General features: G+C 67.6%; 8 protein-coding genes. All 8 read left to right on the top strand.

The annotated features are described in order from the left end of the window. The first annotated feature begins 27 nt into the window (after positions 1–27). The 8 genes from rplA to rpsL all read left to right on the top strand — a co-directional run bounded on the left by rplA (position 28) and on the right by rpsL (position 13,288). Entirely contained in the window at positions 28–753 is a 726-nt protein-coding gene (gene rplA, locus AB0G56_RS22335) for a 50S ribosomal protein L1 (protein ID WP_360971961.1), read from the top strand. Positions 754–953: 200 nt separating this feature from the next. Continuing rightward, the gene (locus tag AB0G56_RS22340) at positions 954–1,883 is read left to right on the top strand and encodes a hypothetical protein (RefSeq protein WP_360971963.1); all 930 of its coding nucleotides are present in this window, start codon (positions 954–956) and stop codon (positions 1,881–1,883) included. A 109-nt stretch (positions 1,884–1,992) separates the two neighbouring features. After that, positions 1,993–2,913 (top strand): DUF1396 domain-containing protein, encoded by a 921-nt coding sequence (locus AB0G56_RS22345; protein WP_360971965.1) that lies wholly within the window; start codon positions 1,993–1,995, stop codon positions 2,911–2,913. Between the two features lie 300 nt (positions 2,914–3,213). Next, positions 3,214–3,744 carry a 50S ribosomal protein L10 gene (gene rplJ, locus AB0G56_RS22350; RefSeq protein ID WP_360971967.1) on the top strand — a complete coding sequence of 177 codons (531 nt, stop codon included), beginning with the start codon at positions 3,214–3,216 and terminating at the stop codon, positions 3,742–3,744. Positions 3,745–3,860: 116 nt separating this feature from the next. Beyond that, the gene (rplL, locus tag AB0G56_RS22355) at positions 3,861–4,247 is read left to right on the top strand and encodes a 50S ribosomal protein L7/L12 (RefSeq protein WP_360971969.1); all 387 of its coding nucleotides are present in this window, start codon (positions 3,861–3,863) and stop codon (positions 4,245–4,247) included. A gap of 608 nt (positions 4,248–4,855) precedes the next feature. Continuing rightward, entirely contained in the window at positions 4,856–8,341 is a 3,486-nt protein-coding gene (gene rpoB, locus AB0G56_RS22360; RefSeq protein WP_360971971.1) for a DNA-directed RNA polymerase subunit beta, read from the top strand. A 102-nt stretch (positions 8,342–8,443) separates the two neighbouring features. After that, complete coding sequence (locus tag AB0G56_RS22365; protein ID WP_360971973.1) at positions 8,444–12,343, top strand: DNA-directed RNA polymerase subunit beta'; 3,900 nt, start codon at positions 8,444–8,446, stop codon at positions 12,341–12,343. Between the two features lie 573 nt (positions 12,344–12,916). Further along, positions 12,917–13,288: a 30S ribosomal protein S12 gene (gene rpsL, locus AB0G56_RS22370; RefSeq protein WP_003948652.1), complete on the top strand. Its 372-nt coding sequence runs from the start codon at positions 12,917–12,919 to the stop codon at positions 13,286–13,288. Position 13,289 lies beyond the last annotated feature (1 nt).

Consider the following 13,289-nt stretch of genomic DNA (forward strand, 5'->3'; position numbering starts at 1 on the left):
CTCCTTTCAGAACCCACAGGAGCAGTTGTGAGCAAGCGCAGCAAGGCTCTCCGCGCTGCGGACGCCAAGGTCGACCGGGAGAAGCTGTACGCCCCGCTCGAGGCCGTCCGTCTCGCCAAGGAGACCTCCACGTCCAAGTTCGACGGCACCGTCGAGGTCGCCTTCCGCCTGGGTGTCGACCCGCGCAAGGCCGACCAGATGGTCCGTGGCACCGTGAACCTCCCGCACGGCACCGGCAAGACCGCCCGGGTCCTGGTCTTCGCGACCGGTGACCGTGCCGAGGCCGCGCGTGCCGCGGGCGCCGACATCGTCGGCGCCGACGAACTGATCGACGAGGTGGCGAAGGGCCGTCTGGACTTCGACGCCGTCGTCGCCACCCCGGACCTCATGGGCAAGGTCGGCCGCCTCGGCCGCGTCCTCGGCCCGCGTGGTCTGATGCCGAACCCGAAGACCGGCACCGTGACCCCGGACACCGCCAAGGCTGTGACCGAGATCAAGGGCGGCAAGATCGAGTTCCGCGTCGACAAGCACTCGAACCTGCACTTCATCATCGGCAAGACGTCGTTCGACGACACGAAGCTGGTGGAGAACTACGGCGCCGCGCTGGAGGAGATCCTCCGTCTGAAGCCGTCCGCCGCCAAGGGCCGCTACATCAAGAAGGCCGCCATCAGCACCACGATCGGCCCCGGCATCCAGCTCGACCCGAACCGCACCCGCAACCTCCTCGTCGAGGAGGACCCGGCCGCGGTCTGAGCCCTTCGGCTCGCACAGGTCGGCGACGAGCCCCGCAACCTTCCGAGGTGCGGGGCTCGTCCCTTTTCCCGGGTCCCCGCACTGGTCCGGGCCCGGTGAACGGTCCGGTCCGCGCGGCCCGAACCGTCCGCCCGTCCGGACGGCTGTCGGTGGCCTGCGCTAGCGTGCCGGGCACAGCAACCGCATAGGGGTGGGGACGAATGAAGAGCACGACCGTGCGCCGTACGACGCTCGCGATCGCGGTGACGGCCGCGCTGGCGGGCGTGGCCGCCTGCGGCTCGGGCAGCGGCTTTGGGGGTTCGGGCAAGGACGGGAAGGCGGCCTCGCGGGCAGGACAGGGCGGCGTCACGCACGTCAGCCCGCTGACGGCCCTGCGCACCGCCGCCGCCTCCACCGACAAGGCGGACTCCGCCCGTGTCGACATGACGGTCAGCATGGGCACGCTGATGTCGATGAAGGGGAGCGGCACCCTCACCTGGGCCCACGGCCTGTCCGGTGCGCTCACGCTCACCTACACCGGCGGCACCGTGGCCGACACGATGCGCGCCACGGGGACCTCGTCGATGCAGGCCCGCTACCTGCCCGACGCCTACTACGCCCGGATGGGCGACAAGTTCGCCGAGCAGGCGGGCGGTGGCAAGCACTGGCTGCGGTACGGCTACGAGGACCTCGCCAAACTCGGCGGCGGCTCCGGCGCGTACCTCAAGGACCAGATGCAGAACAACACGCCGAACCAGTCCGTGAAACTGCTCCTGGCCTCCGGCGACGTGAAGAAGGCCGGCGAGGAGCGGATCGCGGGCGAGCACACCACGCACTACCACGGCACCGTGAAGGTGGCGGACATCGCCGCCCGCAGCAGCCACAGCCTCACCGCCGCCCAGCTCGCCGACATGAAGCGGCAGCTGAGCAGGTCCGGCATCACCACGGACACCGTCGACCTCTGGGTCGACGACCAGAACCTGCTGGTCAAGAAGGTCGAGACGGCCGACACGGCGAACGGCGCCATGACCAGCACCGCCACCTACCGCGACTACGGAGTGAAGGTCTCGGTCGCCGCGCCGCCGAAGAGCGACACGGCGGACTTCAAGGAGCTGATGGCGTCCCAGGGCGCCGGCGCCGGCACGTCCTGAGTCCGGCAACGCCCGATCCGGGTCAAGAAACACCCAAGACCACCAGATCACGGCTCGGATAGGCTCACGTCCCAGCTGTATGAGAACCGTCTGCTCCCTGGGGGGAACCATGGACACCTCTGTACGTACGCCCGCCGCGCCCCGCACGCCCGCGCGCGCCCTCACCGGGCGCAGGGCCCTGACGGCCTCCGTGGCCGCACTGCTCCTCGCCGCGGGCGCGGTGGGCTGTTCGGGAGGGGACTCGAAGGACGCGGGGAAGGGCGGGTCCGCCGCCGAGTCGCCGAGGCTCACGCCGGCGGCGGCCGTCGCCAAGGCGGCCAAGAACTCGCAGGCGATCACCTCCCTGCACTACCGCATGACCGGCCAGGTCCCCGAGCAGGGCCGCGTCAAGGCGGAGGCGCAGATGCAGATGAAGCCCACGGTGGCCATGGACATGAAGATGACGCTGCCCGACCAGGCCTCCGCCGGCTCCGTGGAGATCCGTCTCGTCGACAAGGTCATGTACCTCGACGGCGGTGCCGAGGCGGCCAAGGAGATGGGCGGCAAGAGCTGGCTGAAGTTCGACCTGTCCTCGACGGGTGCGGGCAAGCAGATGGACCAGCTGGGCAGCGGCGCCGCCCAGGCCGACCAGAACCCGGCGACCGAGTCCACCTTCCTCACCGGGGCCAAGGACCTGCACAAGGTCGGCTCCGAGACCGTGGACGGCGTCGCCACCACGCACTACGCGGGCACCGTCGCCCTCTCCGATCTCGGCAAGCCCCAGAAGGGCGAGAGCCCGGAGGCCGCCAAGACCCGTGAGAAGAGCCTGCAGCAGTACAAGCAGATGGGCGTCGACAAGGTCACCATGGACGCCTGGATCGACGGCCAGGACCACACCAAGCAGTTCCGCATGCGCGGCGACGCCACCAAGGGCCCGCTGGACATGACCATCACCTTCCTGGACACGAACAAGCCCGTGAAGGTCACCGCCCCGCCGGCCGGCCAGGTCGCCGACCTGGCCGAGATGATGAAGGGCGGCGGCCAGGGCTGAGCGCGTGCCGCCGCCGGGGCGGATTTGCTCCGCGGCGGCCCGTTCCCGTACTCTCCTACAGAAGCCAAAGACCGCTGGTCGTTGCCGTGCTCTCTCATGAGGGTGCGGTGGCCGAAGGATCCGCTGAAACTGCGGACGACCCGCGCAGGTGACTGTGGAAGTACTCCCGGAGTGCGCATGCCGAGGTATGCGTGCGGTCGGTCGAGTCCGCCCCGAGCGCCTGCGCCGGGGCGTTTCGTTTTCCCCAGTCCTCCTTCGGGTCCGCGCGGTCAGAATCACCCGGAAGGAGGCCGAGGCTCTATGGCGAGGCCCGACAAGGCTGCCGCAGTGGCGGAGTTGACGGAGCAGTTCCGCAACTCCAGCGCTGCCGTGCTGACCGAGTACCGCGGTCTCACCGTGGCGCAGCTCAAGACGCTGCGCCGTTCGCTCGGTGAGAACGCCCAGTACGCCGTGGTGAAGAACACGCTGACCAAGATTGCGGCCAACGAGGCCGGGATCACCACGCTGGACGACCTGTTCAACGGTCCGACGGCTGTCGCCTTCGTCACCGGTGACCCGGTGGAGTCGGCGAAGGGTCTCCGTGACTTCGCCAAGGACAACCCGAATCTCGTCATCAAGGGCGGTGTCCTTGACGGCAAGGCGCTGTCCGCCGACGAGATCAAGAAGCTTGCGGACCTCGAGTCCCGCGAGGTTCTGCTCTCCAAGCTGGCGGGTGCCTTCAAGGGCAAGCAGTCCCAGGCTGCTTCGCTCTTCCAGGCGCTTCCCTCGAAGCTCGTCCGCACCGTGGACGCTCTTCGTGCCAAGCGGGACGAGCAGGGCGGTGCCGAGTAACTCGGCTCGCTTTCTGACCCTGGCCGTCTAGGCGGCACGGGTCGCAGCGGGCCGACGTACGCCCGCCACACCCAGTACATCCGGCACCTGCCGAATCAGTGGAAGGATCGCCCATCATGGCGAAGCTCACCCAGGAAGACCTCCTCGCCCAGTTCGAGGAGATGACCCTCATCGAGCTCTCCGAGTTCGTGAAGGCCTTCGAGGAGAAGTTCGACGTCACCGCCGCCGCTGCCGCGCCGGTCGTCGTCGCCGGTGGTGCCGCTGGTGGCGCCGCCGAGGCCGTCGAGGAGAAGGACGAGTTCGACGTCGTCCTCACCGGTGCCGGCGACAAGAAGATCCAGGTCATCAAGGTCGTGCGCGAGCTGACCTCCCTCGGCCTGAAGGAGGCCAAGGACCTGGTCGACGGTGCGCCGAAGCCGGTCCTGGAGAAGGTCAACAAGGAGGCCGCGGACAAGGCCAAGGAGTCCCTCGAGGGCGCCGGCGCCTCCGTCGAGGTCAAGTGACCCGACGAGTTCCCTGCGGACTCTCCTGCGCGCTGAGCGCAGCCTGATCGGGCTGTAACGCGAACGCACCGAAGAGCGATCATCCATCCGGGTGGTCGCTCTTCGGCGTTCCCGGGGGGTGGCTGTGGCGGCCTTGCACCCGTGACGGGGAGGGGTATGGTGATCTTCGTTCGGCCTCGAGAGGCCCCCGGAGACTGGCCGCGAGTGACGATGGCAGCATCCGGTTCGGGTATAGGGGGCCTTGACGAACCGCACGCAGCGCGCAATTCTCAGGACGCGTCGTCACAACGATCCGAATCCGAGGCATGGATCGACGGCGAAGAGGGCAGTATCAACGTGCGTTGAGGGTGGCAGGCCGTAGGCGGTGACGACAACGAGGGTTCCGGAGAACCGGCACTGGACATCAGTGGGCCAAGTGGCTACACTGACCCTTTGCGCTGCCTGTTAGCTGTCCCCTGCCCGTCACCAGGGGCATGCCCTCGCCCGAGCATCGACGACCGGACCGCACCTGACCTGGCCTCTTGGTCATTTCAGAAGCGTCTGTCCCGGTGCGCGGAAGAGGGGCCGGTACGCGCGTAGTGAGTCCGAGCCCTCGGAAGGACCCCCTCTTGGCCGCCTCGCGCAATGCCTCGACCGCGAATACGAACAATGCTGCCAGCACCGCCCCGCTGCGCATCTCCTTTGCAAAGATCAAGGAGCCCCTCGAGGTTCCGAACCTTCTCGCGCTGCAAACCGAGAGCTTCGACTGGCTGCTCGGCAACGACGCGTGGAAGGCTCGCGTCGAGGCGGCTCTGGAGTCCGGTCAGGACGTCCCCACCAAGTCCGGTCTGGAGGAGATCTTCGAGGAGATCTCCCCGATCGAGGACTTCTCCGGGTCGATGTCGCTGACGTTCCGCGACCACCGCTTCGAGCCCCCGAAGAACAGCATCGACGAGTGCAAGGAGCGCGACTTCACGTACGCCGCCCCGCTCTTCGTCACGGCCGAGTTCACCAACAACGAGACCGGCGAGATCAAGTCCCAGACGGTCTTCATGGGCGACTTCCCGCTCATGACGAACAAGGGCACCTTCGTCATCAACGGCACCGAGCGTGTCGTCGTCTCGCAGCTGGTCCGCTCGCCCGGCGTCTACTTCGACTCGAACATCGACAAGACGTCCGACAAGGACATCTTCTCCGCCAAGATCATCCCGTCCCGGGGTGCCTGGCTGGAGATGGAGATCGACAAGCGCGACATGGTCGGTGTCCGCATCGACCGCAAGCGCAAGCAGTCGGTCACCGTACTGCTGAAGGCGCTCGGCTGGACCAACGAGCAGATCCTCGAGGAGTTCGGCGAGTACGAGTCGATGCGCGCCACCCTGGAGAAGGATCACACCCAGGGCCAGGACGACGCGCTGCTCGACATCTACCGCAAGCTGCGTCCGGGCGAGCCCCCGACGCGCGAGGCCGCGCAGACGCTGCTCGAGAACCTCTACTTCAACCCCAAGCGCTACGACCTCGCCAAGGTCGGCCGCTACAAGGTCAACAAGAAGCTGGGTGCGGACGCTCCGCTGGACGCGGGCATCCTGACCGTCGAGGACATCATCTCGACGATCAAGTACCTGGTGAAGCTGCACGCCGGTGAGACCGAGACCGCCGGGGACAACGGCGGCACGATCGTCGTCGAGACCGACGACATCGACCACTTCGGCAACCGCCGTCTGCGCAGCGTCGGCGAGCTGATCCAGAACCAGGTCCGTACGGGTCTCGCCCGTATGGAGCGCGTCGTGCGCGAGCGCATGACGACCCAGGACGTCGAGGCGATCACGCCGCAGACCCTGATCAACATCCGGCCGGTCGTCGCCTCCATCAAGGAGTTCTTCGGCACCAGCCAGCTGTCGCAGTTCATGGACCAGAACAACCCGCTGTCGGGGCTCACCCACAAGCGCCGCCTGTCGGCGCTCGGCCCCGGTGGTCTCTCCCGTGAGCGGGCCGGCTTCGAGGTCCGTGACGTGCACCCGTCGCACTACGGCCGCATGTGCCCGATCGAGACGCCCGAAGGCCCGAACATCGGTCTGATCGGCTCGCTCGCCTCCTACGGCCGGGTCAACGCGTTCGGTTTCGTCGAGACCCCGTACCGCAAGGTCGTCGACGGCCAGGTCACCGACGAGGTCGACTACCTGACCGCCGACGAGGAGGACCGCTTCGTCATCGCGCAGGCCAACGCCACGCTCGGCGACGACCTGCGGTTCGCCGAGGCGCGCGTCCTGGTGCGCCGCCGCGGCGGCGAGGTCGACTACGTCAGCCCCGAGGACGTCGACTACATGGACGTCTCGCCGCGCCAGATGGTGTCGGTCGCGACCGCCATGATCCCGTTCCTCGAGCACGACGACGCCAACCGCGCCCTCATGGGCGCGAACATGATGCGCCAGGCCGTTCCGCTCATCAAGAGCGAGGCCCCGCTCGTCGGCACCGGCATGGAGTACCGCTCCGCGGTCGACGCCGGCGACGTGGTCAAGGCCGAGAAGGCCGGTGTGGTCCAGGAGGTCTCCGCCGACTACATCACCACCGCCAACGACGACGGCACGTACATCACGTACCGCCTGCACAAGTTCGCCCGCTCCAACCAGGGCACCTCGGTCAACCAGAAGGTCATCGTCAACGAGGGTGACCGCGTCATCGAGGGCCAGGTCCTCGCCGACGGCCCGGCCACCGAGAACGGCGAGATGGCGCTCGGCAAGAACCTGCTGGTCGCGTTCATGCCGTGGGAGGGTCACAACTACGAGGACGCGATCATCCTGTCGCAGCGCCTCGTGCAGGACGACGTCCTCTCCTCGATCCACATCGAGGAGCACGAGGTCGACGCCCGTGACACCAAGCTCGGCCCCGAGGAGATCACCCGGGACATCCCGAACGTCTCCGAGGAGGTCCTCGCCGACCTCGACGAGCGCGGCATCATCCGCATCGGCGCCGAGGTCATCGCCGGCGACATCCTGGTCGGCAAGGTCACGCCCAAGGGCGAGACCGAGCTGACCCCGGAGGAGCGCCTGCTGCGCGCGATCTTCGGCGAGAAGGCCCGTGAGGTCCGCGACACCTCGCTGAAGGTGCCGCACGGCGAGACCGGCAAGGTCATCGGTGTGCGTGTCTTCGACCGCGAGGAGGGCGACGAGCTTCCCCCCGGTGTGAACCAGCTGGTGCGCGTGTACGTCGCGCAGAAGCGCAAGATCACCGACGGTGACAAGCTCGCCGGCCGGCACGGCAACAAGGGCGTCATCTCCAAGATCAACCCGATCGAGGACATGCCGTTCCTTGAGGACGGCACCCCGGTCGACATCATCCTCAACCCGCTGGGTGTCCCGTCCCGAATGAACCCGGGACAGGTCCTGGAGATCCACCTCGGCTGGCTCGCCAGCCGCGGCTGGGACGTCTCCGGCCTCGCGGAGGAGTGGGCGCAGCGCCTCCAGGTGATCGGCGCCGACCAGGTCGACCCCGGCACCAACGTCGCGACCCCCGTCTTCGACGGTGCCCGCGAGGACGAGCTGGCGGGTCTGCTGCAGCACACCATCCCGAACCGGGACGGCGAGCGCATGGTGCTTCCGACCGGCAAGGCGCGGCTGTTCGACGGCCGCAGCGGTGAGCCGTTCCCGGACCCGATCTCGGTCGGCTACATGTACATCCTGAAGCTGCACCACCTGGTCGACGACAAGCTGCACGCCCGCTCGACCGGTCCGTACTCGATGATCACCCAGCAGCCGCTGGGTGGTAAGGCCCAGTTCGGTGGCCAGCGCTTCGGTGAGATGGAGGTGTGGGCGCTGGAGGCTTACGGCGCCGCGTACGCTCTCCAGGAGCTGCTGACCATCAAGTCCGACGACGTCACCGGCCGCGTGAAGGTCTACGAGGCCATCGTCAAGGGCGAGAACATCCCTGAGCCCGGCATCCCCGAGTCCTTCAAGGTGCTCATCAAGGAGATGCAGTCCCTGTGCCTCAACGTGGAGGTGCTGTCCTCGGACGGCATGTCCATCGAGATGCGTGACACCGACGAGGACGTCTTCCGCGCAGCGGAGGAGCTCGGCATCGACCTGTCCCGGCGCGAGCCGAGCAGCGTCGAAGAGGTCTGACGGGAGTCCGGCAGGGGCCTCGCCGATGAGTGAGGCCCCCGCCGACCCCCAGGCCCCCGTTTCAGACCACAGACTTACAACCCTGAGAGGGATTGACGCATAGTGCTCGACGTCAACTTCTTCGATGAGCTCCGGATCGGTCTGGCCACCGCTGACGACATCCGTCAGTGGAGCCACGGCGAGGTCAAGAAGCCCGAGACCATCAACTACCGCACCCTCAAGCCGGAAAAGGACGGGCTCTTCTGCGAGAAGATCTTCGGCCCCACCCGGGACTGGGAGTGCTACTGCGGCAAGTACAAGCGCGTCCGCTTCAAGGGCATCATCTGCGAGCGCTGTGGCGTCGAGGTCACGCGTGCCAAGGTGCGCCGTGAGCGGATGGGCCACATCGAGCTGGCCGCCCCCGTCACCCACATCTGGTACTTCAAGGGCGTCCCGTCGCGCCTGGGCTACCTGCTCGACCTCGCCCCGAAGGACCTGGAGAAGGTCATCTACTTCGCGGCGTACATGATCACGTACGTCGACGAGGAGCGCCGCACCCGCGACCTGCCCTCGCTGGAGGCCCACGTCTCCGTCGAGCGCCAGCAGGTCGAGCAGCGCCGCGACGCCGACCTGGAGGCCCGCGCCAAGAAGCTCGAGACCGACCTGGCCGAGCTGGAGGCCGAGGGCGCCAAGGCCGACGTGCGCCGCAAGGTGCGCGAGGGTGCCGAGCGTGAGATGAAGCAGCTGCGCGACCGCGCGCAGCGCGAGATCGACCGTCTCGACGAGGTGTGGACCCGGTTCAAGAACCTCAAGGTCCAGGACCTGGAGGGCGACGAGCTGCTCTACCGCGAGCTGCGCGACCGCTTCGGCACCTACTTCGACGGTTCGATGGGTGCCGCGGCGCTGCAGAAGCGCCTGGAGTCCTTCGACCTCGACGAGGAGGCCGAGAAGCTCCGCGAGATCATCCGCACCGGCAAGGGCCAGAAGAAGACCCGCGCCCTGAAGCGGCTGAAGGTCGTCTCCGCGTTCCTGCAGACCTCCAACAGCCCCAAGGGCATGGTCCTGGACTGCGTCCCGGTCATCCCGCCGGACCTGCGTCCGATGGTGCAGCTGGACGGTGGCCGCTTCGCGACCTCCGACCTGAACGACCTGTACCGCCGTGTCATCAACCGCAACAACCGCCTGAAGCGGCTTCTCGACCTCGGCGCGCCCGAGATCATCGTGAACAACGAGAAGCGCATGCTCCAGGAGGCCGTCGACGCGCTCTTCGACAACGGCCGCCGCGGCCGTCCGGTCACGGGCCCCGGCAACCGTCCGCTGAAGTCGCTGTCCGACATGCTCAAGGGCAAGCAGGGCCGCTTCCGTCAGAACCTGCTCGGCAAGCGAGTCGACTACTCGGCGCGTTCCGTCATCGTCGTCGGCCCGCAGCTCAAGCTGCACCAGTGCGGTCTGCCGAAGGCCATGGCGCTGGAGCTGTTCAAGCCGTTCGTGATGAAGCGCCTGGTCGACCTGAACCACGCGCAGAACATCAAGAGCGCCAAGCGCATGGTCGAGCGCGGCCGCACCGTCGTGTACGACGTCCTCGAAGAGGTCATCGCGGAGCACCCGGTCCTGCTGAACCGTGCGCCCACGCTGCACCGCCTCGGCATCCAGGCCTTCGAGCCGCAGCTGGTCGAGGGCAAGGCCATCCAGATCCACCCGCTCGTGTGCACCGCGTTCAACGCGGACTTCGACGGTGACCAGATGGCCGTGCACCTGCCGCTGTCCGCGGAGGCGCAGGCCGAGGCCCGCATCCTGATGCTGTCCTCGAACAACATCCTCAAGCCCGCCGACGGCCGTCCGGTGACGATGCCGACCCAGGACATGGTCCTCGGTCTGTTCTTCCTCACCACCGACGGCGAGATGCGCAACGTCAAGGGCGAGGGCCGGTCCTTCGGCTCCGCGGCCGAGGCGATCATGGCGTTCGACGCCGGCGAGCTGTCGCTGCAGTCGAAGGTGGACATCCGCTTCCCGGTGGGCACCATCCCGCCGCGCGGCTGGACCCCGCCGGCGCGCGAGGAGGGCGAGCCGGAGTGGCAGCAGGGTGACACCTTCCGCCTCCAGACGACGCTGGGCCGCGCGCTCTTCAACGAGCTGCTGCCCGAGGACTACCCGTTCGTCGACTACGAGGTCGGCAAGAAGCAGCTCTCCGAGATCGTCAACGACCTCGCCGAGCGCTACCCGAAGGTCATCGTGGCGGCGACGCTCGACAACCTGAAGGCGTCCGGCTTCTTCTGGGCCACCCGTTCCGGCGTCACCGTCGCCATCTCCGACGTCGTCGTCCCCGACGCGAAGAAGGAGATCGTCGCCGGGTACGAGGCCAAGGACGAGAAGGTCCAGAAGCAGTACGAGCGCGGTCTGATCACCAAGGAAGAGCGCACGCAGGAGCTCATCCAGATCTGGACCCAGGCGACCAACGAGGTCGCCGAGGCGATGAACGACAACTTCCCGAAGACCAACCCGATCTTCATGATGGTGAACTCGGGTGCACGAGGCAACATGATGCAGATGCGTCAGATCGCCGGTATGCGTGGTCTGGTGTCGAACGCGAAGAACGAGACGATCCCGCGTCCGATCAAGGCGTCGTTCCGTGAGGGTCTGTCCGTGCTGGAGTACTTCATCTCCACGCACGGTGCCCGTAAGGGTCTGGCGGACACCGCCCTGCGTACCGCCGACTCGGGTTACCTCACCCGTCGTCTGGTGGACGTCTCGCAGGACGTCATCATCCGCGAGGAGGACTGCGGCACCGAGCGCGGCCTCAAGCTGCACATCGCGGAGCGCGGCGCCGACGGCGTGCTGCGCAAGGCGGAGGACGTCGAGACGTCCGTGTACGCGCGCTGCCTCGCCGAGGACATCGTCGTCGACGGCAAGGTGCTGGCCCCGGCCGGTACCGACCTCGGTGACGTGCTCATCGACGAGCTGGTCAAGCACGGCGTCGAGGAGGTCAAGACCCGCTCGGTCCTGACCTGCGAGTCCGCCGTCGGCACGTGCGCGATGTGCTACGGCCGTTCGCTCGCCACCGGCAAGCTGGTCGACATCGGTGAGGCGGTCGGCATCATCGCCGCCCAGTCCATCGGTGAGCCCGGTACCCAGCTGACGATGCGTACCTTCCACACCGGTGGTGTGGCCGGTGACGACATCACCCAGGGTCTGCCCCGTGTCGTCGAGCTCTTCGAGGCCCGTACGCCGAAGGGTGTCGCCCCGATCTCCGAGGCCTCCGGCCGCATCCGGATCGAGGAGACCGAGAAGACCAAGAAGATCGTCGTCACCCCGGACGACGGCAGCGACGAGACGGCGTACCCGATCTCGAAGCGTGCCCGTCTGCTGGTCGGCGAGGGCGACCACGTCGAGGTGGGCCAGAAGCTCACCGTGGGTGCCACCAACCCGCACGACGTGCTGCGCATCCTGGGTCAGCGTGCCGTCCAGGTCCACCTGGTCGGCGAGGTCCAGAAGGTCTACAACTCGCAGGGTGTGTCGATCCACGACAAGCACATCGAGATCATCATCCGGCAGATGCTCCGCCGCGTGACGATCATCGAGTCCGGCGACGCCGAGCTGCTGCCCGGCGAGCTGGTCGAGCGCTCGAAGTTCGAGCACGAGAACCGTCGTGTGGTCCAGGAGGGCGGTCACCCGGCCTCCGGTCGTCCGCAGCTCATGGGTATCACCAAGGCCTCGCTGGCGACGGAATCCTGGCTGTCGGCCGCCTCCTTCCAGGAGACGACCCGAGTCCTGACGGACGCGGCGATCAACGCCAAGTCCGACAGCCTCATCGGCCTCAAGGAGAACGTCATCATCGGTAAGCTCATCCCGGCCGGTACGGGTCTGTCCCGCTACCGCAACATCCGGGTCGAGCCGACCGAGGAGGCCAAGGCCGCGATGTACTCGGCCGTCGGCTACGACGACATCGACTACTCGCCGTTCGGCACGGGCTCCGGCCAGGCCGTTCCGCTGGAGGACTACGACTACGGTCCGTACAACCAGTAAGCGAGCAGCAGCGTGAAGGGTGGCCATCCCGGCGGGGTGGCCGCCCTTCGGCGCGTATGGGGGACGCTCTGAAAGGGGCTGGTGCGGGCCGCTGTGACGCCTGGCGGGCCGCACACGCCCCGCGCACGCCGGTGGGGCTTCCGGCCATCCGGCGGGGGCCCGCGGACGTACTGAAGGCCGTGCAGGTCCCGCCGGACCAGCGGCGGACCACGGCTGCCGAGGCCGGCCGCTCCGGTGCGGCCCGCCCCGGCGCGGCGGGGAAAGGCGCCGCCGCGCCCGTGACGCACCGCATGCGGGAAGTGGCCGAAAGTGGTACGGAACGGGCGCGGGCGGCCGTCCCGCCCATTTGTTTTGACCGCAGCGAATGCGATAGGTACGCTCAGACCTTGTGCCTGGGGTGTGCCCTGGCTCTCGTGCGTGCCTACAACCGCCAGGGAGCCGTCATAGGCCACCGCGATCTGCGCTTGTCTCTGCCTTGCGGCGGAGATCCGCGGGATTCGACACACCCGACCGCGTGGGTCGGCGACGTTCCAGGTTAGCTGTACCCATCGGCACACAGAAACCGGAGAAGTAGTGCCTACGATCCAGCAGCTGGTCCGGAAGGGCCGGCAGGACAAGGTCGAGAAGAACAAGACGCCGGCACTCGAGGGTTCGCCCCAGCGCCGTGGCGTCTGCACGCGTGTGTTCACGACCACCCCGAAGAAGCCGAACTCGGCCCTGCGTAAGGTCGCGCGTGTGCGTCTGACCAGCGGCATCGAGGTCACCGCTTACATTCCGGGTGAGGGACACAACCTGCAGGAGCACTCCATCGTGCTCGTGCGCGGCGGCCGTGTGAAGGACCTGCCGGGTGTTCGCTACAAGATCATCCGCGGTTCGCTCGACACCCAGGGTGTCAAGAACCGCAAGCAGGCCCGCAGCCGTTACGGCGCCAAGAAGGAGAAGTAAG

This window comes from Streptomyces sp. NPDC021356, from assembly GCF_040641015.1.
Taxonomy (GTDB): domain Bacteria; phylum Actinomycetota; class Actinomycetes; order Streptomycetales; family Streptomycetaceae; genus Streptomyces.

Excerpts from the sequence above, each read along its gene's own strand:
- rplL (WP_360971969.1), top strand. The coding sequence starts at position 3,861 with ATGGCGAAGCTCACCCAGGAAGACCTCCTCGCCCAGTTCGAGGAGATG.
- AB0G56_RS22345 (WP_360971965.1), top strand. The coding sequence starts at position 1,993 with ATGGACACCTCTGTACGTACGCCCGCCGCGCCCCGCACGCCCGCGCGC.
- AB0G56_RS22340 (WP_360971963.1), top strand. The coding sequence starts at position 954 with ATGAAGAGCACGACCGTGCGCCGTACGACGCTCGCGATCGCGGTGACG.
- rplJ (WP_360971967.1), top strand. The coding sequence starts at position 3,214 with ATGGCGAGGCCCGACAAGGCTGCCGCAGTGGCGGAGTTGACGGAGCAG.